Source organism: Pantoea sp. FN0302 (genome assembly GCF_050113775.1).
Lineage (GTDB): Bacteria > Pseudomonadota > Gammaproteobacteria > Enterobacterales > Enterobacteriaceae > Mixta > Mixta alhagi.
Window position 1 is genome coordinate 747422 of sequence record NZ_JBNJSM010000001.1, and the last position, 21581, is coordinate 769002.

The window sequence follows — 21581 nt, forward strand, 5'->3', positions numbered from 1 at the left end:
TGGCGAAAACGAAAATCCCTTACTGGTGTAACTGCATCGGGATCCAGGCGATTGCCGTGGCGATGCAGCTTGAATTATTTAGGGTATACAATCATTCTGTTTAATGATCTTTGCTTTTTCGTAACAAAGCTGAACTATTCGGCTTTGCTTTTTAACGAAAGCGTTTTACACACAATCCAACAATAAACGGGGTAAATATGATTTTTTCTCAGGTACGTCGTCAACTGGTTCTGGGCGTGATGGCCGTGGCGTTGGTCGCGGGTGTTAACGTAAAAACATTCGCGGCGGAAAACCTGCTCAACAAGGTTAAAGAGCGCGGCAGCCTGCTGGTGGGTCTGGAAGGCACCTATCCGCCGTTTAGCTTTCAGGATGAAAACGGCAAGTTGACCGGCTTCGAAGTGGAGTTTGCCGAAGCGCTGGCTGAGCATCTTGGCGTTAAGGCAAGCCTGAAGCCGACCAAATGGGATGGCATGCTGGCATCGCTGGATTCCAAACGCATCGATGTGGTGATTAACCAGGTCACGATTTCCGACGAACGTAAGAAAAAATATGATTTCTCCACGCCTTATACCGTCTCCGGCATTCAGGCGCTGACCCGTAAAGATAAAGAAGGCACCATTAAAAGCCCGCAGGATCTGGCGAACAAAAAAGTTGGCGTCGGCCTTGGCACCAACTATGAGCAGTGGCTGCGTGAGAATGTGAAAAATGTTGATATTCGCACCTACGATGATGACCCGACTAAATATCAGGATCTGCGCTCTGGTCGTGTGGATGCCATTCTGGTTGACCGCCTGGCCGCGCTCGACCTGGTGAAGAAAACCGGTAATACCATGGCGGTAGCAGGTCCTGCATTCTCACGTCAGGAAGCGGGTGTGGCGCTGCGTAAAGGCAATGAAGATATGCTGAACGCTATTAACCAGGCGATTGCCACCATGCAGACAGACGGCACGCTGAATAAGATTTCACAAAAATGGTTCGGCGCGGACGTTACTAAATAATGCAAGAGAGTATCCAACTGGTGCTGGATTCAGCACCTTTTTTATTAAAGGGCGCGCTGTTCACGCTGCAGCTCAGCATTGGCGGCATGTTTTTTGGCCTGGTGCTGGGTTTTATCCTGGCGCTGATGCGGCTCTCATCCTTCTGGCCAATCAACTGGCTGGCGCGCATTTATGTTTCCATTTTTCGCGGCACCCCGCTGATTGCTCAGCTGTTTATGATCTATTACGGTCTGCCGCAGTTTGGCATCGAGCTTGATCCTATCCCGTCGGCGATGATTGGCCTGTCGTTAAATACCGCAGCCTACGCCTCTGAGTCGCTGCGTGGCGCGATTGCCGCCATTGAGCGCGGTCAGTGGGAAGCGGCGGCCAGTATCGGCATGACGCGCTGGCAAACACTGCGTCGCGTGGTGCTGCCGCAGGCGGCACGTACCGCGTTACCGCCGTTGGGCAACAGCTTTATCAGCCTGGTGAAAGATACCTCGCTGGCTGCCACCATTCAGGTGCCGGAGCTGTTCCGCCAGGCGCAGCTGATCACTTCACGCACGCTGGAGGTTTTCACCATGTATCTGGCGGCATCGCTGATCTACTGGGTGATGGCGACCGTGCTGTCGGCGCTGCAAAACCGCCTGGAAGATTATGTTAACCGTCAGGATCGGGAGGCCAAATGAGCGCCATTGAAGTCAGCAAACTGGTAAAACGGTTTAACGGTCAGACGGTGCTGCATGGTATCGATCTTGAGGTCGCTTCCGGTGAAGTCGTGGCAATCATCGGCCCCAGCGGCTCGGGAAAAACCACGCTGTTGCGCAGCATTAATCTGCTGGAGATACCCGACGGCGGCACCATTAAAGTGGGCGATATTGAAATCAATGCCGCTCTGCCTGTCAGTAAACAGAAAGAGCGCGTACGCCAGCTGCGCCAGCAGGTGGGCTTTGTATTCCAGAGCTTTAACCTGTTTCCGCATCGCTCGGTACTGGAAAATATTATTGAAGGTCCGGTCATCGTTAAGGGTGAACCCAAAGCCGAGGCGATAGCGCGCGCCCGGGCGCTGCTGGAGAAGGTAGGACTGCACGGTAAAGAGGAAAGCTATCCGCGCCGCCTTTCTGGCGGACAGCAGCAGCGCGTAGCCATTGCCCGTGCGCTGGCGATGCGTCCTGAAGTGATCCTGTTTGATGAGCCTACTTCGGCGCTGGATCCTGAACTGGTCGGCGAGGTGCTCAGTACCATTCGTTCGCTGGCGGAAGAGAAACGCACTATGGTAATTGTTACGCATGAGATGAGCTTTGCGCGTGACGTAGCCGATCGCGCTATTTTTATGGATCAGGGACGCATTGTGGAGCAGGGGCCGGCAAAAGAGCTGTTTGCGCATCCTCAACAGGCGCGTACGCGTCAGTTCCTGGAGAAATTCCTTAGCCAATAACTGGCCTTACCGACGCCAGGCTACTCCTAAATCTATTTATCCAACGGGCAGCCACATTCGCGGGCTGCCCGTTTTTTTATTGTTTCAATGACCCTCTGATTACTTTGCCTCAGGGCCGATTATTCTTTTTAAGATAAAAGCTACAGCGATTTCATTCACGTCCCGTTAATAATGCAGGCTGGCTATTCTGCCTTTTTACTTCCGTCAACTTAGCGGGAATCACAGCAATGAACGATAAAAAAAGTCAGGAAATTCAATGGATCAATACCCTAAAAGGCGGCTGCATTCTACTGGTGGTGCTCTATCATGTGGTGTTACCTGGATTTGAAGGCACGCTGAAACATCTCACGGCAGGCGGCCTACCGGCCCACCTGTGGGTGGCGTTTAATACCGTTCTGTCGCCGTTGCGTATGCCAGCTTTCTTTTTTGTATCCGGCATGCTGGCCGCGCGGGCAATTAATGACAAACCGTGGAAAAAAGTATTTACCAGTCGCGTAACTAATCTTTTTTATCTTTATATTCTTTGGGGTGTTATTCAGTGGCTTTCTATTTACGGTATCTCTTCAGAGATCACTCATCATCGTATTTCCAGTAATATTAATTCCTCGTATGCTGAATCACCGCAGGAATTTATATCACTGATGCTGCTGGCAATGAGCAGTTCCTGGTATCTCTATGCGCTGGGATTGTTCTTTCTGTTTGCGAAACTGTTCCGCAAACAGCGCCTGCCACTGGTTATTGTCGCGGTGCTGTTGAATTATCTGGCAGTGGAAAAAATCATCCCTGGATGGGGACCGGAAAGCCTCTCACAATATTTTATCTATTTCATTATGGGTTCATTCTGGAGCGCGCAGGTTATCCATCTTAGCGAATGGCACAAAAATAACCTGCTGCCGTGGCTGGGATTAGCGTTACTGTCCGTGGTGCATCTACTGCTGGGCCTACAGAAAAATCTGTTCCTGTGCACGTTAGCTATCCTGTTCTGCATCGCGCTCTGCCGCACCCTGAACAACCACTTCCGCATGACGTGGATGAACTGGGTCGGTAAAAATACGCTGCAAATTTATGTGTTGCACCGCATCTTTATTGAATATTTCGGTATGACGGCCATCCTGTTCGCGCTGGATCATCACCTGTTTGATTCCGCGCTGTTCTCAATACTCTGGGCGGTCGGCTTTCCGGTTGGCATGGTGGCGCTCTGTTCACTGTGTTCGATAGCGGTATGGAAGCTATTGAATAAAGGCCTGGGAAAATCGCTGTTTATCTATCCGCGTCTGCTGCGCATGAAGTTTGATGTCTAAACCAGGGCCGCGTAATCCATAACCAGGGCATCAGGTTTTTACGAAGGGTGAGAGGCTTGTTAACGCGTTTGTTTGACCGCATCGGGTTAACAGTAGCCTCTTTTAAACAGAAGCTGCGTATCAGTGATGGCTCTGTGCCAGCTCGTGTTCAGAAAGGCCGGTCTTCATCACGATGGAGCGGTCAATGCCACGCTGTTCACCAGGTTTGATACCTTGTTCAAGGCCTTTCTGTTCTAGCTGCTGTGCGATGGTCATCAGTGCATCCTCGTGTTGTGGCACCCTTTGTGCCAGTTTGCGTACAAAGGCCTCTGCGTCTGGCTGTTCGCCTGCCTGCACAATGTGGTTTATAAATGAAAACAAAAGCTTATAAAATCTCTGGCGGTATCGGGATGCGTAAGAAACTGTTTGAATGCCGCATCGTGAGGCGTTGGGGGCTGTTTTTCTCTGGTTTGTTCTTGCCTGTCAGTCATGGCGTACTCGTGGCCTTGTGGTATCCACCTTCGATAAGGTAATGATTGTCCAGGCACCAGGGTAAAAAAAAGCCGCCCTGTATTAAGGCGGCTTGTGGTAACCGGTGGCGTTAGCCAATCGTCATCAGGCTGGCATTTCCTCCCGCCGCAGCGGTATTGACGCTCAGCGAGCGTTCAATTAACAGACGCTCCAGCAGCAGATTGGTTTCGCCACGGGCAAAGCCCTGCACTGAAACGATCGCGCCGCCGCGTGCGGCAATCTTCTCGCACAGCAAACGCAGCTGATCGGCGTCGCCGTGATAGATCACCGCATCATAGTGCTGTTCCTGAGCCAGCGGATCCTGGGCAAAATCGATACGTGCGCGTACTTTCTCCGGCAGCGACTGTGCCAGCTTACGATGCAGCTCATCATCCTGCCACAAAGCGCGACTGCCGACGCTGGTCACCGCCGCCAGCTGTACCAGCGCATCCTGCTCGTTATCCGCCAGACAGAGCACGCGCTCGCGCGGCAGCAGAATATAGGTATTGCGCTCGCCGGTTGGGCCCGGCAGCAAGCGTACCGTGCCGCCCTGCGCCAGTTTTTCATAGCGGGCGCAGACTTCCGCCAGCTGCGGCTGCGCGTTGGCCCAGTCGCTCAGCGCCTTGTGCGCTTCGATAAGGGCAGGGCGCAGCGTCGCATCAAGCGTCTGTTCGGCATCGTGACGATCGAGCGTGACCTGCAGCGCGTTATCCGGACGATGCGATAACAGACGATAGAGGTAAAGCGGGCCACCCGCTTTCGGACCGGTACCTGATAAGCCTTCGCCGCCGAACGGCTGTACGCCAACCACTGCGCCAACCATATTACGGTTAACGTACAGGTTGCCAACTTTCGCACGCTGGGTTACCTGACCGATAGTTTCATCAATACGGGTATGCACGCCCAGCGTTAAGCCATAACCCGATGCATTGATCTGTTCAATCAGCTGCGGCAGTGAACTACGCGTATAACGCACCACATGCAGTACCGGGCCAAAGATCTCTTTATCCAGTTCATCAATACTGTTCAGTTCAATCAGCGTCGGCTTAATAAAGGTGCCCTGCGTCCACTCTTTACTGTCCTGCTGATGCTCCTGTACCGCCTGGAACACCGTCAGCCCTTTGGCGCGCATCGCCTGAATATGACGCTCAATATTCTCTTTCGCCTCGGCATCAATTACCGGACCAATATCAGTGGAAAGACGCTCCGGATTGCCCATACGGCACTCCGCCATCGCACCGCGCAACATCTTCAACGTATGCTCGGCAGCGTCCTCCTGAATACAGAGCAGACGCAGCGCCGAACAGCGCTGGCCCGCACTGTCATAGGCAGAGGAAACGATATCCAGCACCACCTGCTCTGTCAGCGCGGAGGAGTCAACGATCATCGCATTCATTCCGCCGGTTTCGGCAATCAGCGGCGTTGGGCGGCCCTGCGGATCGAGGCGTCCGGCCAGGTTACGCTGTAACAAACTCGCTACGGCAGTCGAGCCGGTAAACATAACGCCACGCACCCGATCGTCGCCGGTCAACTGGGCACCTACAGTCTCGCCGAGGCCAGGCAGCAGCTGAATGACGCCAGCCGGCACGCCCGCTTCAAGTAGAATGCGTACCGCCTGAGCGGCAATCAGCGGCGTTTGCTCTGCGGGTTTCGCCAGCACGCTGTTGCCCGCCGCCAGGGCGGCAGCAATCTGCCCGGTAAAGATCGCCAGCGGGAAGTTCCACGGGCTGATACAGACCACCGGCCCTAATGGACGATGGGTTTCATTATCAAAGTCACTGCTTACCAGGCCGGCGTAGTAATAGAGGAAATCGACCGCTTCGCGCACTTCAGCAATGGCGTTATTGAACGTTTTACCCGCTTCGCGCACCAGGATGCCGATAAGCGTCTGCATCTGACCTTCCATCAGTTCAGCGGCGCGTTCCAGAATAGCGGCGCGTTCCTGCGCTGGAGTGGCAAACCAGATTGGACCGGCATTTACCGACGCTTCCAGTGCCTGTGCTACTTCCTGCTCGCTGGCTTCACGCACTTCGCCCACCAGGTCGGAGGGATCGGCCGGGTTTAGCACCGGGCGGTATTCCCCCTGGCCGAGCTCGCCTTCAATCATCGGTTCGGCGCGCCATAAATGCGCGGCGCTGCTTAACAGGGCGCTGGAGAGGGACGCCAGGCGGTGTTCGTTAGCTAAATCCAGTCCGGCGGAGTTGGGGCGTTTATTACCGTACAGATCGCGTGGCAGCGGAATTTTCGGATGCGGCAAACCAATGGCGCCTTCCGTTGCGGCCAGCCGCTCAACTTGCTGAACCGGATCGGCCACCAGCTCATCCAGCGGCAGGGTTTTATCCGCGATACGGTTAACAAACGAGGTGTTAGCGCCATTTTCCAGCAGACGACGCACCAGGTAAGCCAGCAGGGTTTCATGGGTGCCGACCGGCGCATAGATACGGCACGGGCGGTTCAGCTTGCCATCAGCGGTTTTGCCGACCACCTGCTCATACAGCGGCTCGCCCATGCCGTGCAGGCACTGGAACTCATACTGACCGGGATAATAGTTATTGCCCGCCAGATGATAGATCGCCGCCAGACTGTGGGCGTTATGGGTGGCGAACTGCGGATAAATCAGGTTAGGCACAGCCAGCAGCTTGCGGGCGCAGGCCAGGTAAGAGATATCGGTGTAGACCTTGCGGGTATAGACCGGATAGCCTTCCAGCCCTTCGACCTGCGCGCGTTTGATTTCGCTGTCCCAGTAAGCGCCTTTTACCAGACGAATCATCAGACGACGACGGCTGCGCTGCGCCAGATCGATCAGCGCGTCAATCACAAACGGACAACGCTTCTGATAAGCCTGAATAACGAAGCCGATACCGTTCCAGCCTTCCAGTTCCGGCTCGAAGCAGAGTTTTTCCAGCAGATCGAGCGACAGCTCCAGACGATCCGCCTCTTCGGCATCGATATTAATCCCGATATCGTAAGAGCGCGCCAGCAGCGTCAGCGATTTAAGAATAGGGTAGAGCTCTTCCATAACGCGCGAGTATTGCGCGCGGCTGTAGCGTGGATGCAGCGCAGAAAGCTTGATCGAGATCCCCGGGCCTTCGTAAATACCACGCCCGTTAGAGGCTTTGCCAATGGCATGGATCGCCTGCTGATAAGAGAGCAGATACGCTTTCGCATCGCTGGCGGTCAGCGCCGCTTCGCCCAGCATATCGTAAGAGTAGCGGAAGCCTTTTTCTTCCAGTTTACGGGCATTGGCCAGCGCTTCTGCGATGGTTTCGCCGGTAACAAACTGCTCGCCCATCAAACGCATCGCCATATCCACGCCTTTGCGGATCAGCGGCTCGCCGCTTTTACCGATAATACGGTTAAGGGAGCGCGACAGGTTGGCTTCGTTATGCGTTGCGACCAGACGGCCGGTAAACAGTAGACCCCATGTGGCGGCATTCACAAACAGCGAAGGACTGCGGCCCAGATGCGCCTGCCAGTTGCCGTTGCTGATTTTATCGCGGATCAGCGCATCGCGCGTCGGTTTATCAGGGATGCGCAGCAGCGCTTCCGCCAGACACATCAGCGCCACGCCTTCCTGAGAGGATAACGAAAACTCCTGTAGCAGGCTTTGCACCATTCCGGCGCGTCCGGTTGCCCCTTTTTGGTGCCTCAGCTTATCCGCCAGCGACCAGGCAAGCTGATGGGCTTTTTCTGCCAGCGGGGCAGGTAAACGCGCCTGCTCCAGCATCATTGAGACGGCTTCAGGTTCCGGGCGACGCCAGGCAGACGTAATGGCTGCACGGGTAACCGTTTGCGGCAGGATCTGTTCTGCGAAATCAAGAAACGGCTGATGTGGCTCTTCCAGCAATGCCTCTTCTGATTCATTGGCTGCTGCCTGCAGCGGATATTCAGCGGGCTGCGTACCCTGCTCCAGCTGCTCAAGATAGTTAAAAATCGCTTGTTTGATCAGCCAGTGCGGGGTGCGATCGATATGTTGTGCAGCCTGTTTGATTCTTTCGCGGGTGGCTTCATCCAGTTTGACACCCATGGTCGTCGTTGCCATGCCTTTAACGCTCCTCAAAACCTTATATCACCGTTGTATGGCGCAATATCACCTATGTTGCAACTTTGTGCAACCGTGTTAATTGTGAGCCTGTTAACACTCCGCGCAAATGCCAAATTGTTAAATCTGCGAAAGCGGCATGGATATTGCTGCAAATTCCTCGCCACTTTTGCGAAAGCCCGAATTTTCTGAGATTGGCGCGGTTGCGACCAGGGTGTTACTGACTGAAACGTGACCTGGTGCAACCTTCTGAAATTCTAATAACGAGAGGGAGTGAATTCAGTGTAACAGCTGTGTTAAATGTTGTGCGTTATAAACCTTTCCGGCAGGATAGCGCGCCAAAGATAAGTTTTTAATAAAAACCGCTGCGTTCCGGCGGTGAACACAGGGCAAACAACCCTCTGCTTAATACCGATAATAAATGGAGAACCTGATGACATTAAGCACACCGATGTTGGTGACATTCATCATCTATATTCTTGGCATGGTGTTGATTGGCTTTATAGCCTGGCGCTCAACCAAAAATTTCGATGACTACATTCTTGGGGGGCGTAGTCTGGGCAGCCTGGTTACCGCACTTTCAGCGGGCGCATCGGATATGAGTGGCTGGCTGCTAATGGGGTTGCCCGGCGCTATCTTTCTGTCAGGAATTTCAGAAAGCTGGATTGCCATCGGGCTAATTATCGGTGCCTGGCTGAACTGGAAAATCGTAGCTGGTCGCCTGCGCGTACAAACTGAACATCACAATAACGCCCTGACGCTGCCTGATTTCTTTACCAGCCGCTTCGAGGATCGCAGCAAGCTGCTGCGGATTATCTCCGCCATCGTTATTCTGGTTTTCTTCACCATCTACTGTGCATCCGGCATTGTGGCCGGGGCGCGCCTGTTTGAAAGCACCTTTGGTATGAGCTACGAAACAGCGCTGTGGGCCGGAGCGGCCGCCACTATTCTTTATACCTTTGTGGGTGGTTTCCTCGCGGTAAGCTGGACCGATACCGTCCAGGCCAGTTTGATGTTTTTCGCCCTGCTGTTAACGCCGATTATGGTGATTATCTCCGTGGGCGGCTTTGAGGATTCCCTGCGGGTGATTGAAGCGAAAAGCCTGGAAAACATCGATATGCTGAAAGGGCTGAATTTTGTTGCGGTAATTTCGCTGCTGGGCTGGGGCCTGGGCTATTTTGGTCAGCCGCATATTCTGGCGCGCTTCATGGCGGCCGACTCGCATCGCTCGATCCGTACCGCACGACGTATCGGTATGGCGTGGATGATCCTCTGTCTGGGCGGCGCGGTTGCGGTGGGCTTCTTTGGCATCGCCTGGTTCCAGAACCATCCGGAAGAGGCGGCTGGCGTAAGTGAAAACGGCGAGCGCGTCTTTATCGAGCTGGCGCGTCTGCTGTTTAACCCGTGGATCGCTGGCATTCTGCTTTCGGCTATCCTGGCGGCGGTTATGTCTACCCTAAGCTGCCAGCTGCTGGTCTGCTCCAGCGCGCTAACGGAAGATCTTTATAAAGGCCTGCTGCGTCAAAACGCCAGTCAGAAAGAGCTGGTCTGGTTTGGCCGTATGATGGTACTGGTGGTGGCTCTGATTGCTATTGCGCTGGCCTCTAATCCTGAGAACCGTGTTCTGGGGCTGGTGAGTTATGCCTGGGCCGGTTTCGGCGCCGCGTTTGGTCCGGTAGTACTGTTCTCGGTCTGCTGGAAACGCACCACGCGCAACGGCGCGCTGGTGGGCATGGTAATTGGCGCGCTGACGGTGCTGGTATGGAAACATTATGGCTGGCTGGGTCTGTACGAAATCATCCCTGGCTTCCTGTTTGCCAGCATCGCGATCTACGTTGTGAGCCTGATGGGGCGTGCGCCCTCTGCTGAAGCGCAGGCGCGCTTCGATGCGGCCGACGCAGAATATAAAACGCATTAATTTTCCCGGGCCGACAGGCCCGATGACCTTACAGGAATATTTCCTCTGATCGCGGCCTGCCTGCTTATGGCAGGCCGCACTGTTTCTGCTGCATTCCCCCTTTTGCTCAGCGCAGGGTAAAGGCTACTTTCCGCTCGCCTGATGGCGCAGACGTGTCATCAATTGCTGTAACCGCTCTATCGCCGGAACAAACTGCGAGGCGGAGGTATTGCCGTAGCCCAGCACCAGCCCGTATCGGGCAGGGTTCTTATCAAGATAAAACTGACTTAACGGGGCGGGCGCCAGCTGATACTGACGCGCCTGTTGGGCCAGCCTGACATCATCAATAGCATTAAGCGTGATGGTAAGATGCAGGCCGCCGTTTCCGCCAGTAATGGTGAACGGCTCGGTTAGATGATTCGCCAGCGCTGCGCGTAGCTGTTGCTGTCGTTTGCGATAGAGACGGCGCATCGCCGCAAGATGACGCGCATAGTGTCCCTCTTCGATGAATCGCGTCAGCGCGCGCTGTTCCGCCCGATGCCCGCCGCGCAGCAGCGCGCCTACCACTGGCCGCGCCGCCACCGCCAGAGCGGGCGGCAACACGATAAATCCGGTGCGCAATGCCGGAAACAGGGTTTTGCTAAATGTACCAAGATAGATTACCGGCGCATCAGGCTGCATGCCTGCCATGGCCGGTATGGGCGCATTGTCGTAGCGAAACTCACTGTCATAATCATCTTCAACAATCCAGGCGTGATGTTGCCGGGCAAACGTCAGCAGCGCCAGGCGGCGGGCGGCGCTGAGCACTGCTCCGGTGGGATACTGATTCGATGGCGAAGTAAAAATTATTCGGGGCGGTAAGGCAGTGAAATTAGCAAAGCATAGCCCTTCATTATCTACAGGGATCGCTTCAGGGACCAGTCCTGCCGCAGTAAACGCGCTTTTCACCCCCAGATAACCGGGATCTTCAATCCAGGCGCTTTCGCCCGGCTGCGTCAGCAAACGTGCGCACAGGCTTAGCCCCTCCAGCGCGCCTTCAGTAATGATAATCTGCGAAGCGTCGCAGTGAATGCCGCGCGCCAGCGCCAGATGTCGTGCAATTGCCGCCCGCAGCGACCATTCACCTGCTGCATCGCCATAGCCCAACAGCGTGCAACCTTCTTCATGCAGAACGCGAGTCAGTAAACGACGCCAGAGCGGCATTGGAAAATAGTTGAGAGCGGGCGTACCGGGCGTAAAAAGCAAAGGCGGCGAATCACGCTGGCTACCAGACGGAAGCTGCATCAGATGCGCTGGCAAGGAAACGCTGTTGGTATTTACAGAAAAAGTATTTTGCGCCGCCAGCGTTGCGACCTGCGAACCTTTGCGGTCGCGTAGCAGATAACCCTCCAGCGCCAGTTGTTCCAGCGCGCCGTTAACCGTATTGCGCGATAGCGTCAGTCGTTGCGCGATGCTACGCGAGCCTGGCAGGCGGCTTCGGGCCTGTAGCTTTCCTGCAAGAATGGCATCACGTAAAGCCTGGTACAGCGCACGCTGGCGGGTTACGCTGCCTCGCTGTGTCAGCGCATTTTCAAGCAGCGTATAAAAAGCGTCGTTGGGAATATTCATCGTATCTCCTGGTGGTACCATAAAAACGTACCACCGTGGCGCTTTTTAAGGAACCAGCACTTTTATACGCTCTGCCTTCTTAACAGCTAAGGAGGCATAATGCATCACTATAATGAATTTGGTCAGCCAGTTGGCGAACCGTTATCTGACTGGCAGCCGCGCCCGCATCCGCAACGCACACAGCTTGAGGGCCGTCTCTGCCGCCTGGAACCGCTAAGCATGACCCATGCGCAGGCATTGTACGCCGCGTTTCAGCATGCACCCGATGCCCGCGACTGGACATGGCTGCTGCGGGAGCCTGACAACAGCAACGCCAGCTTTGTCGCGTGGGTAAAGAGCGTGGAAAATCTCAACGATCCGCTTCACTTTGCGGTAATCGATAAACAGAACATGATGCCTGTCGGGTCACTGGCGCTGATGCGTATCGATCCTGTGAATGGCGTGACGGAAGTGGGGCACGTACATTTTTCACCGCTGTTAACCCGCACGGCAATGGGAACCGAGGCACAGTGGCTGCTGATGCGTTATGCCTTCGAGACGCTGGGCTATCGCCGCTATGAATGGAAATGCAACAGTCTGAATGAAGCTTCTCGTCGTACTGCGTTACGGTTGGGTTTTCAGTATGAAGGGCGTTTTCGCCAGGCGCTGGTGACAAAAGGCCGTAACCGCGACACCGACTGGTTTTCTGTTATCGATAAAGAGTGGTCGGAAGTGGATATGGCGCTACGTAGCTGGCTTGCGCCAGAAAACTTTGATGCTGCAGGTCGTCAGTGGCGCTCGCTGCAAAGCCTGCGAGCGCAATCCGCTACGCGGTAGCTGAGCGTGTTGATACCCCCGGGGAAGTCCACGCCCCGGGGGGCGTGGATAACTGAATACTGCTACAGCGTTTTTGCCACCATACCGATGGCCGCCAGCAACATAATCGCGCCCGCAGAGCGGAACAGCAGGCGCTGCGCTTCAGCGCTGGTAAGGAAATGGCGTATCTTAAGCGCCGCGAGGATAAATACGGCACCGACTGCCAACAGCACAAAAATGGTCAGCGGCACCAGCATCATGCCCCAGATCTGCAACGAGACGTTGTCCAGTGAAATCACCAGCGGCAGGATCGCCAGATAAAAGGCGATAGTCTTCGGGTTGCCCAGCGTAATGGTCAGCCCGGAGAACCAGGCGGAGGCCAGCTGTTTGCGCGTCGCCCGCTGATCGATATTCACCGCCTGCGGCTGATAGCGCCAGAACTGCCAGGCGAGACAGCATAAATAGAACGAGGCCGCCCAGTTAATCAGGGTAAACAGCGAAGTGTGGTTATGGGCGATAACCGCCAGACCAAACACCGCCACAGAGAGGTAAATCAGGTCGCCCAGAATCAAACCGGTCAACATGGTGAAGCCCGTCACGGCACCGCCGCTAACGCTGCGGGCGACCAGGGCGGTCATCCCCGGACCTGGTATAGCCGCAGCTAATCCAAGCGCGGCGATATAAGAGAGGATTTGTGCGGTTCCCAGCATAGTGATTCCTGTTCAATAAAAGAAAGATTGCGCCAGCAGGGCTTAAGGTCCAGATGTTCACGACACCGGTTGGCAAACACGGTAGCGCCTTCTCCCTGCGCTCCCCAAACGGTGAGAGAGCGGAACGGCCATGTCACCATCATCATGTGGGCATGCCTGTACGCTGCTGCACAAAATAGCCAGCCTCTGCGATTAAGCTGCCTGTTTGATGGCGTTCGGCATGTTATGACTTGTTATTTATAGAGCGGCAGGTTGCCTGTGATTTTGGTGATTTTCTTTTTCGGGCCGATAAGCCCAATGGCGACCAGTTCGATATTACTGCTGTTGACTGAAGAGATGCGTTCGCCATATTCATCATAGGTTTTACAGGACTGAGCGAGGGCGCTGAATGGCATAACATAGATCTCTTCATCATTTTCAGCTGTTCTTTGCAGTTCATGGATGACCTCGCCTGGCGCCAGCAGTACCGGGAGCGGCGCATAAATCACGCCCGGGTAATTGATGTTGTCCAGACTTTGCCTGTCCGGGCCTACCAGGTTTTCAACGGTGCGGCCAAAGCTAACGCCGATCACGCTCGCGGCGTTGATGGCAAGACCGGCGGGCAAATCTTTATCGATGACAATTGTGCAACGATGTTGGCTGGCATCAAATTTCATATTCGATTCCTGGTTTTTCAGCAAGCACGGCCTTCAAACATGCCGATAACCACAAAATCAGCCGCGATATGACGGCGGGTGATGTTGCGACCACAGGCCCATCCTTTAATTTCATAAATGTAATCAGGGTGCACACGCGTCGTTCTTTCCGCATCGATAGCATCAATGGATGCCCATCTCCATGGGGTTTTAAACGTAAACAAGACGATATGCATTAACATACGAGTCAATTCCTTTCGGCATTCACTTCAATTAATCATTAAAGTTGCGAATGTATTATGCCGTGGCCGGAAGGGAAATTGTTACCTATATTACTTGCTTCATTGCTTGTGTCAGGAAAGAATCATCTTTTATCACGGTGAAAACGAAAGGAACTTTCTTTTATGGCGCTTAGCCCGACAGAAATGAAAATCCTGAAGCTGTTACAGGATGATGCGCGTGTCACAAACCAGGTACTGGCCGAAAAAATCGGCATGTCCGCTTCGCCATGCTGGCGCAAAGTACGCAAGCTGGAAGAGGATGAAGTGATTCAGGGCTACCGCGCAGTCCTGAATCGCAAAAAAATAGGCCTGGGCGTTATGGTGTTTGTGCGAGTAGCGATCGACAGCCACAGCGAAGCGGAAGCAAGGAAGTTTGAAGAGGAAGTGACCGCGCTGGAAGATGTGGTGGCCTGCTACAGCATTGGCGGCGATGCTGATTTTTTACTGCAGGTAGTGGCTTCGGATCTGGATTCGTATGCCGATTTCGCCATGTCGGTAGTGCGGCGTCTTCCCGGAATTAAAGAGATGCAAAGTATGTTTGTGCTGAAAGAGATTAAACCGCTGGTGACTTTGCCGATTAAAAAGATCGGGGAGGGGAGCTGAAGTAGTCCTACTTGCCGCTGAAGCAGCACTGACGCAGAAAAACGTCGCTGGCTTAAATTTCCTGCGCCCTGATAAATAATCACTGCGGCGTCTTGTTTTTTTTGTGCCGATAATGATAATCAATATCGTTTGTGTTTACGCATCTTTACGTCACTTTACGCGAACTAAAACTACTGAGGATCAGGCATGTTTGTACCCTTTCTAATTATGCTGCGCGAAGGGCTGGAAGCAGCACTTATTGTCAGCCTGATTGCCAGCTACCTGAAGCGTACCCAACGCACCCGCTGGTTCGGTGCCATGTGGGCTGGCGTCTTTACTGCTGCCGCGCTCTGTCTGGCGCTTGGCGTGTTCATCAACACCACAACCGGTGAGTTCCCGCAAAAGGAACAGGAGCTGTTTGAAGGTATCGTGGCGGTGATAGCAGTAGCGATCCTTACCTGGATGGTTTTCTGGATGCGTAACGTTTCGCGCAACGTCAAAGCGCAACTGGAAGATGCTGTCGACCAGGCGCTGCAAAAAGGCAGTCACCATGGCTGGGCGCTGGTGCTGATGGTGTTTCTTGCCGTGGCACGCGAAGGGCTGGAATCGGTCTTCTTCCTGCTGGCCGCCTTTACCCAGGATGTGGGGATGGCACCGCCCGTTGGCGCTGTGCTCGGACTGATCACGGCTGCGGCTATCGGCGCGCTAATCTACTGGGGCGGCGTCAAACTTAACCTGGCAAAATTTTTCAAATGGAGCAGCCTGTTTATCATTTTTGTTGCTGCCGGCCTGGCTGCCGGGGCGATCCGCGCCTTCCATGAAGCGGGGCTGTGGAATCACTACCAAACCATCGCCTTTGATCTCAGTAACGCACTCTCCACGCACACCCTGTTCGGGACGCTACTGGAAAGCCTGCTGGGTTACCAGGAGACGCCTACCGTTAGCGAAGTCGCAGTCTGGTTTATCTATCTGATTCCGGCACTACTGTTCTTTTTTATGCCTGCCCGGCCGGGTGCCGCAGCGGCACGTTCAACAAGCTAAAACCAATGGCGCGTTTGTCGCGCCTGTTTGTGACTTTAACAGGGACTACATTGATGACCATGATTTCTCGCCGCAAAGCCTTACTGGCTTCTCTTCTGGCGTATTCCGCTGTGTCCGGCGCGGCTGACGTGCCGCAGGTAAATGTCAGCGTTAACGATAAACAGTGTGAACCGATGGCGCTCACCGTTAATGCCGGCAAAACCCAGTTTATTATTCGTAACAACAGCCAGAAAGGACTGGAGTGGGAGATCCTCAAAGGCGTTATGGTCGTAGAAGAGCGTGAAAATATCGCGCCGGGCTTTACGCAAAAGCTCACCGCCAATCTTGAGCCTGGCGAATATGAGATGACCTGCGGCCTGCTCAGCAACCCGAAAGGCAAACTGATCGTTAAGGCAACCGGCACTGAGCAGAGCAGTGGCAAACAGGCTGAGCTGATGCAGCTAAGCGGGGCGATTACCGAATATAAAAGCTGGGTTGTTGGCGAAGTGGCGCAGCTGGTCAGCGGCACTAAAGCTTTCACCGACGCGGTTAAAGCGGGTGATGTGAAAAAAGCGCAGTCGCTCTATGCGCCAACCCGGCAGCACTATGAGCGTATCGAACCGATCGCTGAACTCTTCTCGGACCTGGACGGCAGCATTGACGCGCGTGAAGATGACTATGAACAAAAAGCGGCGGATCCTAAATTCACCGGTTTCCATCGTCTGGAAAAAGCACTGTTTGGCGATCGCAGCACCGAGGGCATGAACGATTATGCCGATCGTCTGTATCAGGACACGCTGGAACTGCAAAAACGCATCAATGCGCTGGCTTTCCCGCCGGGCAAAGTAGTGGGCGGCGCAGCTGGCCTGATTGAAGAAGTCGCCGCCAGCAAAATCTCCGGCGAAGAAGATCGTTACAGCCGTACCGATCTGTGGGATTTCCAGGCCAACGTTGATGGCGCGCAGAAAATCGTCAATCTGCTGCGTCCGCAGTTGGAAAAAGCCAATCCGCAGCTGCTAAGCAAGGTGGATAACAACTTCAAAAAAGTCGATGTCATCCTGACCAAATACCGTACGCAGGATGGCTTCGCCTTATATGAAAAATTGACCATAACCGATCGCAACCGCTTAAAAGGGCCGATTACCGTCCTGGCGGAAGATTTGGCTCTGTTGCGTGGCACGCTGGGACTGGATTAAGCCGGATGGAAAAAGTGACCGACGCGGCGATGCTTTCACGGCGTCGCCTGTTAAAAGGACTTGGTCTGTTGAGCGGGGCCGCTGTGGTTGGCAGCGGTTGCCCGGTAAGCGCTGCGGCGGCGGAAAGCTTCTCGCCAGGGGCGCTTTCTCCCAATGCCCGGGAAGAGCGCCAGCCGTTTTACGGGCCGCACCAGGCCGGGATCACCACGCCGCAGCAGGCTGCGATAATGCTGGTGGCTTTTGATGTGCTGGCAGGCGATAAAAACGACCTTGTGCGGCTGTTTAAACTGCTCACTGAACGCATCGCTTTTCTGACCATGGGCGGCATGGCACCGCTGGTCACCAATCCCCAGTTGCCGCCGCTTGATTCCGGCATCCTTGGCGAACGTATCTGGCCCGATAATCTGACGATCACCGTTTCGGTAGGCGAGGCGCTGTTTGACGATCGTTACGGTCTTACGGCGCTGAAGCCTGCAAAGCTGCAAACCATGACGCGTTTTCCCAACGACGCGCTGGACGCGGAAAGCTGTCATGGTGACCTGCTGCTGCAGATTTGCGCCAACACCAACGATACCGTGATCCATGCGCTGCGCGATATCATTAAACATACGCCTGATTTGCTGGCGGTACGCTGGCGGCGCGAAGGCTTTATCCCGGACCATGCGGCGCGCAGTAAAGGCAAGGAAACGCCCATTAACCTGCTGGGCTTCAAAGATGGTACGGCCAATCCCGACGCCACAAACCGGGCTTTAATGGATTCGATACTGTGGGTGACGCAGGATCAGCAGGAGCCCGCCTGGGCCGTGGGCGGCAGTTATCAGGCGGTACGCATTATTCAGTTTCGCGTCGAGTTCTGGGACCGTACGCCGTTGGGTGAACAGCAGACCATCTTTGGCCGTGAAAAGCTCAGCGGCGCGCCGCTGGGGATGAAACATGAGCACGACGAACCGGATTACGCGCAGGATCAGCAGGGGGAGATGATTCCGCTGGATGCACATATTCGTCTGGCCAACCCACGTACGCCGGAAACACAAAGCAGCCTGATGCTGCGTCGTGGCTACAGCTATTCCGCCGGCATTACGTCTGCGGGTCAGCTGGATATGGGGCTGCTGTTTGTGTGCTACCAGCACGATTTAGAAAAAGGATTTTTAACCGTGCAACAACGGCTCAATGGCGAGGCGCTGGAGGAATATATTAAACCCACAGGGGGCGGCTATTTCTTTGTGCTGCCGGGCGTGATAAATAATCAACATTATCTGGCTCAGTCATTACTGGAGGCCTGATTAACTTACGATTTCCCGCCAGGTTATAAATGGCGGGAGACGGTTTTTTGCTCGATCTTTCTCTTTGCTATTCCGCTTTCTTTCCTGTTATGAAGTTTCTGAATTATCTCACCACTATTTTTGTTTTTTAACTAACTGATTTATAAATATAAATTAACAGGGTCACTTTTCTATGGATGCCGGGCGGTTATTTTTTATTCATTTGGTTAAAATTGCTATTGCAAAATTATAAGAATCTGTTGCACTTTATACAGGTCGGTAGTCTGTAATGCTCAGCTTCCTCGATGGAGAATGCGAATGGAAAAGTCCTGTAATGGACAGCCCGTTTTAAATAAAAAACATCGCAAGACTTTTCGCGAGAGTTTTTCTTTCTCCAGACTATTTGCTTCTTTTATCAATCCTCTCGGCTTAACTCGTCCCTTTTATGATTTCCGGCGTATGTCTGCGGCATGCGCTCATTCAATGGCTCGTAAGGCTCTGAAGGAAGCCACCCTCTAAAGCGTTCACGTAATCGCACCAGACCAGCTCCGGTGCGGGAAATGAAACCAACTGTAAGGTGCCACTATGGGAAGACAGAAAGCAGTGATCAAAGCGCGTCGTGAAGCACGTCGAGTGCTTCGTAGCGATTCACGCAGCCACCGGCAGCGTGAAGAAGAATCGGTCACCTCGCTGGTGCACATGGGCGGCCTGGACGCCATCGGTATGGCGTGTGATTCACGCGATCGTTCACCTATCGAAGCGCGTAATGAGGCTCAGGCGCACTATCTTAACGCCATAGAGACGAAGCAGCTGATCTTTGCAACCGGCGAAGCAGGTTGCGGTAAAACCTGGATCAGCGCTGCAAAAGCAGCAGAAGCCCTGATTAACAAGGATGTCGACAGGATTATCGTGACCCGACCGGTGCTGCAGGCCGACGAGGATCTGGGCTTTTTGCCTGGTGATATCTCTGAGAAGTTTGCTCCCTATTTTCGCCCGGTCTATGACGTTCTGGTTAAACGTCTCGGCTCTTCCTTTATGCAATACTGTCTGCGTCCGGAAATTGGTAAGGTGGAGATCGCTCCCTTTGCCTATATGCGCGGACGTACGTTTGAAAACGCGGTGGTCATCCTTGATGAGGCGCAAAACGTCACCGCTGCCCAAATGAAAATGTTTTTGACCCGCCTGGGCGAGAACGTCACGGTTATTGTCAACGGCGACATTACCCAGTGCGATCTGCCGGCGGGGGTGACATCGGGCCTGGCCGATGCGCTTGACCGTTTTGTAGAAGATGAAATGGTAAGCGTAGTGCGGTTCGGGAAAGAGGATTGTGTGCGTTCCGCGCTCTGTCAGCGCGCGCTGCATGCTTATAGTTGATTGAGTGAGTAGCTGTAGCCCAAGCCCGGACGTCAGTCCGGGCTTTTTTATACATACAAAAAAGCCTGAACTTTCGCTCAGGCTTTCATGCAAATAAAAAAGCCTGAACTTTCGCTCAGGCTTTCTCATTAAATATGGCGGTGAGAGGGGGATTGACTCGCTTCGCTCGCCCTGCGGGCAGCCTGTGGCTGTCCAACCGGCTTTGCCGGTTGTCGAACCCCGGCGGGGCTTCTCATCACCCCTCTCTGTGGTGCTTTATGCAAATAAAAAAGCCTGAACTTTCGCTCAGGCTTTCTCATTAAATATGGCGGTGAGAGGGGGATTCGAACCCCCGATACGTTGCCGTATACACACTTTCCAGGCGTGCTCCTTCAGCCACTCGGACACCTCACCGTATTGTCTGCTGACACCGCGCTGGGTGGCAACGGGGCGCTACTATAGGGAGTTGTTATAAAAGGGTCAAGCACTATTTTTCCCTTTTATTAGCGCCGGTTAAGCCTTATACAATTCGCCTCGCCTGCAATGGCTTAAGAAGATGACTTCACGCGGTTAGCAAAACTTTTACGCAGCTTCTGCAGCTTGGGTGGAATGACCGCCATGCAAAAACCGTTGCGCTGGCCTTCGCCTTCCCAATAGTTCTGATGGTAATCTTCTGCCGGGTAAAACTCTTTCAGCGGCTCGATAGTGGTCACGATCGGATCGCTGTGATCCTGCTGCGCACGCGCGATCGCTGCTTTGGCTTCCGCTTCTTGTTCAGCGTTCGCCGGGAAAATCGCGGAACGGTACTGAGTACCGATATCATTGCCCTGACGGTTCAGTTGGGTCGGATCGTGCGTAACAAAACTGATATCCAGCAGATCGCCATAGCTCACTTTCTCCGGATCAAAACCGATGCGGATGGCTTCGGCATGTCCGGTTGCGCCGCTGCATACCTGCTCATAGGTTGGGTTAGGGCGCGTTCCGCCGGTGTAGCCGCTCTCTACAGATTCAACGCCAATGATGTCCTTGAATACCGCTTCGGTACACCAGAAACATCCACCTGCAATTACCGCATATTCAATTGCCATTGTTTTACTTCTCCAGATTGGGTCGTGACGCTAAGGGAGCCATCCTCGCATAATCTGCTATTCACCGGCAATTAACGCCGCTCTTTCTGTTCAGCTAACCGGCTAACTGGAAAATTTTTCATGTTAAATCAGCATCTCCGGCTTGAATTTCTTATGCTGATCGCTGGTTTGTTCGCCCATAACCCGAAACAGACCTTCGCCGGTATAGTGCAGCGTAGCAGGGAAGGCTACCTGGGGATCGACGTGCGCCTTTACCACTTCAAAGATGAAAAAGTTGTAATTATCGACCAGCGCGCCGTCGTAAAGCCGACATTCAAAACTGGCGAAACACTCGGCAATCAGCGGCGCTTTAACCACGCTGCCCGGTTCAATGCTCAGGCGGTTAGCTGCGAACTTATCCACCTCATCGCCGTGACTGTTGCCAATGGCCACCACCTGATCGATTAACTCGTGGGTAGGGACATTTATCACACATTCGCCGCTGTTACGGATGAAATCGTGGCTGACATTCATGCTGGCGATCATACAGCCCACCAGCGACGGTGAAAATTCCAGAATGGTATGCCAGCCCAGCGTCATAATAGCGCTTTGGTTTTCCCAGCTCGATGTCACCAGAACCACCGGGCCAGGTTCCAGATATTTGCGCACTTTTTCCACAGGAAAGTTTTGCTTATTGTAATCAGTCATAATGCCTCCACTGGTGAAAGAGACTCTTCTCTGAGTGTAGCGGGTGACGCGCGCGGCACCAGCGAAGGCCCGCATTAACGGCTACGCAGACGAACAATCAGGTCGTCCGCCGCTGCCAGCGTCGCCAGAGCTATCACACCGCTCCGGCCCGCCTGTGCCAGTTTATGGCGCTAATGCGCGAAGTGATGCCACCTGTTATTGACACTCAGCCGCCTCAGCA

19 protein-coding genes, 1 tRNA gene and 1 pseudogene are annotated in these 21581 nt (G+C 54.0%); 12 read left to right on the forward strand and 9 right to left on the reverse strand.

Annotated features, from left to right (window positions below):
* Positions 1-197: 197 nt before the first annotated feature.
* The 4 genes from tcyJ to ACQE32_RS03420 all read left to right on the forward strand — a co-directional run bounded on the left by tcyJ (position 198) and on the right by ACQE32_RS03420 (position 3716).
* Positions 198-998 (forward strand): cystine ABC transporter substrate-binding protein, encoded by an 801-nt coding sequence (tcyJ, locus tag ACQE32_RS03405; protein WP_250650195.1) that lies wholly within the window; start codon positions 198-200, stop codon positions 996-998.
* Positions 998-1666 carry a cystine ABC transporter permease gene (tcyL, locus tag ACQE32_RS03410; RefSeq protein WP_426972188.1) on the forward strand — a complete coding sequence of 223 codons (669 nt, stop codon included), beginning with the start codon at positions 998-1000 and terminating at the stop codon, positions 1664-1666. The genes tcyJ and tcyL overlap by 1 nt, the downstream gene beginning before the upstream one ends.
* Positions 1663-2415: an L-cystine ABC transporter ATP-binding protein TcyN gene (gene tcyN / locus ACQE32_RS03415; RefSeq protein ID WP_427021344.1), complete on the forward strand. Its 753-nt coding sequence runs from the start codon at positions 1663-1665 to the stop codon at positions 2413-2415. Before tcyL ends, tcyN begins: the two co-directional genes overlap by 4 nt.
* Before the next feature lie 227 nt (positions 2416-2642).
* Positions 2643-3716 carry an acyltransferase family protein gene (locus ACQE32_RS03420; protein ID WP_426980872.1) on the forward strand — a complete coding sequence of 358 codons (1074 nt, stop codon included), beginning with the start codon at positions 2643-2645 and terminating at the stop codon, positions 3714-3716.
* A gap of 120 nt (positions 3717-3836) precedes the next feature.
* Here ACQE32_RS03420 and ACQE32_RS03425 read toward each other — a convergent pair.
* A pseudogene (locus tag ACQE32_RS03425) lies at positions 3837-4061 on the reverse strand (ISNCY family transposase); the annotation flags it as partial.
* Between the two features lie 235 nt (positions 4062-4296).
* Complete coding sequence (gene putA / locus ACQE32_RS03430) at positions 4297-8247, reverse strand: trifunctional transcriptional regulator/proline dehydrogenase/L-glutamate gamma-semialdehyde dehydrogenase (protein ID WP_426972192.1); 3951 nt, start codon at positions 8245-8247, stop codon at positions 4297-4299.
* Between the two features lie 433 nt (positions 8248-8680).
* Here putA and putP point away from each other — a divergent pair, with 433 nt between their 5' ends.
* Positions 8681-10165 carry a sodium/proline symporter PutP gene (gene putP / locus ACQE32_RS03435; protein ID WP_426972194.1) on the forward strand — a complete coding sequence of 495 codons (1485 nt, stop codon included), beginning with the start codon at positions 8681-8683 and terminating at the stop codon, positions 10163-10165.
* A gap of 123 nt (positions 10166-10288) precedes the next feature.
* On the opposite strand, the gene ACQE32_RS03440 is transcribed toward putP, so the two are convergent.
* Positions 10289-11752, reverse strand: a complete 1464-nt coding sequence (locus ACQE32_RS03440; RefSeq protein ID WP_427021345.1) for a PLP-dependent aminotransferase family protein — start codon at positions 11750-11752, stop codon at positions 10289-10291.
* Positions 11753-11851: 99 nt separating this feature from the next.
* Here ACQE32_RS03440 and ACQE32_RS03445 point away from each other — a divergent pair, with 99 nt between their 5' ends.
* Complete coding sequence (locus tag ACQE32_RS03445; RefSeq protein ID WP_427021346.1) at positions 11852-12568, forward strand: GNAT family N-acetyltransferase; 717 nt, start codon at positions 11852-11854, stop codon at positions 12566-12568.
* A gap of 62 nt (positions 12569-12630) precedes the next feature.
* Here ACQE32_RS03445 and ACQE32_RS03450 read toward each other — a convergent pair whose 3' ends face one another.
* The 3 genes from ACQE32_RS03450 to ACQE32_RS03460 all read right to left on the reverse strand — a co-directional run bounded on the left by ACQE32_RS03450 (position 12631) and on the right by ACQE32_RS03460 (position 14134).
* Positions 12631-13257 carry a LysE family translocator gene (locus ACQE32_RS03450; RefSeq protein ID WP_426980875.1) on the reverse strand — a complete coding sequence of 209 codons (627 nt, stop codon included), beginning with the start codon at positions 13255-13257 and terminating at the stop codon, positions 12631-12633.
* Positions 13258-13490: 233 nt separating this feature from the next.
* A complete protein-coding gene (locus ACQE32_RS03455) occupies positions 13491-13913 on the reverse strand; it encodes a DUF2000 domain-containing protein (protein WP_426980876.1) in 423 nt (140 codons plus the stop codon).
* Positions 13914-13930: 17 nt separating this feature from the next.
* Positions 13931-14134 (reverse strand): hypothetical protein, encoded by a 204-nt coding sequence (locus ACQE32_RS03460; RefSeq protein ID WP_427021347.1) that lies wholly within the window; start codon positions 14132-14134, stop codon positions 13931-13933.
* A 162-nt stretch (positions 14135-14296) separates the two neighbouring features.
* On the opposite strand from ACQE32_RS03460, the gene ACQE32_RS03465 reads away from it, so the two are divergent.
* The 6 genes from ACQE32_RS03465 to phoH all read left to right on the forward strand — a co-directional run bounded on the left by ACQE32_RS03465 (position 14297) and on the right by phoH (position 19607).
* Complete coding sequence (locus tag ACQE32_RS03465; protein WP_085071410.1) at positions 14297-14776, forward strand: Lrp/AsnC family transcriptional regulator; 480 nt, start codon at positions 14297-14299, stop codon at positions 14774-14776.
* Positions 14777-14962: 186 nt separating this feature from the next.
* Positions 14963-15796 carry an iron uptake transporter permease EfeU gene (gene efeU, locus ACQE32_RS03470; protein ID WP_427021348.1) on the forward strand — a complete coding sequence of 278 codons (834 nt, stop codon included), beginning with the start codon at positions 14963-14965 and terminating at the stop codon, positions 15794-15796.
* Between the two features lie 53 nt (positions 15797-15849).
* A complete protein-coding gene (gene efeO, locus ACQE32_RS03475; protein ID WP_427021349.1) occupies positions 15850-16971 on the forward strand; it encodes an iron uptake system protein EfeO in 1122 nt (373 codons plus the stop codon).
* A 5-nt stretch (positions 16972-16976) separates the two neighbouring features.
* Positions 16977-18254: an iron uptake transporter deferrochelatase/peroxidase subunit gene (efeB, locus tag ACQE32_RS03480; RefSeq protein ID WP_427021350.1), complete on the forward strand. Its 1278-nt coding sequence runs from the start codon at positions 16977-16979 to the stop codon at positions 18252-18254.
* A 297-nt stretch (positions 18255-18551) separates the two neighbouring features.
* The gene (locus ACQE32_RS03485; RefSeq protein WP_426972202.1) at positions 18552-18752 is read left to right on the forward strand and encodes a hypothetical protein; all 201 of its coding nucleotides are present in this window, start codon (positions 18552-18554) and stop codon (positions 18750-18752) included.
* 66 nt (positions 18753-18818) lie between these two features.
* Positions 18819-19607, forward strand: coding sequence for a phosphate starvation-inducible protein PhoH (phoH, locus tag ACQE32_RS03490; RefSeq protein ID WP_085071414.1), 789 nt, complete (start codon positions 18819-18821; stop codon positions 19605-19607).
* A 305-nt stretch (positions 19608-19912) separates the two neighbouring features.
* Here phoH and ACQE32_RS03495 read toward each other — a convergent pair.
* The 3 genes from ACQE32_RS03495 to ACQE32_RS03505 all read right to left on the reverse strand — a co-directional run bounded on the left by ACQE32_RS03495 (position 19913) and on the right by ACQE32_RS03505 (position 21361).
* Positions 19913-20000, reverse strand: a tRNA-Ser gene (locus ACQE32_RS03495).
* A gap of 134 nt (positions 20001-20134) precedes the next feature.
* Positions 20135-20674, reverse strand: coding sequence for a peptide-methionine (S)-S-oxide reductase MsrA (msrA, locus tag ACQE32_RS03500; protein ID WP_085071416.1), 540 nt, complete (start codon positions 20672-20674; stop codon positions 20135-20137).
* A 123-nt stretch (positions 20675-20797) separates the two neighbouring features.
* On the reverse strand, positions 20798-21361 hold the full coding sequence (locus ACQE32_RS03505; protein WP_426972203.1) for a flavin reductase family protein: 564 nt from the start codon (positions 21359-21361) through the stop codon (positions 20798-20800).
* Positions 21362-21581: the final 220 nt, after the last annotated feature.

What these genes read in the sequence shown, in the direction of transcription:
- tcyJ (WP_250650195.1), top strand. Translation starts at nt 198, where the DNA reads ATGATTTTTTCTCAGGTACGTCGTCAACTGGTTCTGGGCGTGATGGCC.
- tcyL (WP_426972188.1), top strand. Translation starts at nt 998, where the DNA reads ATGCAAGAGAGTATCCAACTGGTGCTGGATTCAGCACCTTTTTTATTA.
- tcyN (WP_427021344.1), top strand. Translation starts at nt 1,663, where the DNA reads ATGAGCGCCATTGAAGTCAGCAAACTGGTAAAACGGTTTAACGGTCAG.
- ACQE32_RS03420 (WP_426980872.1), top strand. Translation starts at nt 2,643, where the DNA reads ATGAACGATAAAAAAAGTCAGGAAATTCAATGGATCAATACCCTAAAA.
- putA (WP_426972192.1), bottom strand. Translation starts at nt 8,247, where the DNA reads ATGGCAACGACGACCATGGGTGTCAAACTGGATGAAGCCACCCGCGAA.
- putP (WP_426972194.1), top strand. Translation starts at nt 8,681, where the DNA reads ATGACATTAAGCACACCGATGTTGGTGACATTCATCATCTATATTCTT.
- ACQE32_RS03440 (WP_427021345.1), bottom strand. Translation starts at nt 11,752, where the DNA reads ATGAATATTCCCAACGACGCTTTTTATACGCTGCTTGAAAATGCGCTG.
- ACQE32_RS03445 (WP_427021346.1), top strand. Translation starts at nt 11,852, where the DNA reads ATGCATCACTATAATGAATTTGGTCAGCCAGTTGGCGAACCGTTATCT.
- ACQE32_RS03450 (WP_426980875.1), bottom strand. Translation starts at nt 13,257, where the DNA reads ATGCTGGGAACCGCACAAATCCTCTCTTATATCGCCGCGCTTGGATTA.
- ACQE32_RS03455 (WP_426980876.1), bottom strand. Translation starts at nt 13,913, where the DNA reads ATGAAATTTGATGCCAGCCAACATCGTTGCACAATTGTCATCGATAAA.
- ACQE32_RS03460 (WP_427021347.1), bottom strand. Translation starts at nt 14,134, where the DNA reads ATGTTAATGCATATCGTCTTGTTTACGTTTAAAACCCCATGGAGATGG.
- ACQE32_RS03465 (WP_085071410.1), top strand. Translation starts at nt 14,297, where the DNA reads ATGGCGCTTAGCCCGACAGAAATGAAAATCCTGAAGCTGTTACAGGAT.
- efeU (WP_427021348.1), top strand. Translation starts at nt 14,963, where the DNA reads ATGTTTGTACCCTTTCTAATTATGCTGCGCGAAGGGCTGGAAGCAGCA.
- efeO (WP_427021349.1), top strand. Translation starts at nt 15,850, where the DNA reads ATGACCATGATTTCTCGCCGCAAAGCCTTACTGGCTTCTCTTCTGGCG.
- efeB (WP_427021350.1), top strand. Translation starts at nt 16,977, where the DNA reads ATGGAAAAAGTGACCGACGCGGCGATGCTTTCACGGCGTCGCCTGTTA.
- ACQE32_RS03485 (WP_426972202.1), top strand. Translation starts at nt 18,552, where the DNA reads ATGGAAAAGTCCTGTAATGGACAGCCCGTTTTAAATAAAAAACATCGC.
- phoH (WP_085071414.1), top strand. Translation starts at nt 18,819, where the DNA reads ATGGGAAGACAGAAAGCAGTGATCAAAGCGCGTCGTGAAGCACGTCGA.
- msrA (WP_085071416.1), bottom strand. Translation starts at nt 20,674, where the DNA reads ATGGCAATTGAATATGCGGTAATTGCAGGTGGATGTTTCTGGTGTACC.
- ACQE32_RS03505 (WP_426972203.1), bottom strand. Translation starts at nt 21,361, where the DNA reads ATGACTGATTACAATAAGCAAAACTTTCCTGTGGAAAAAGTGCGCAAA.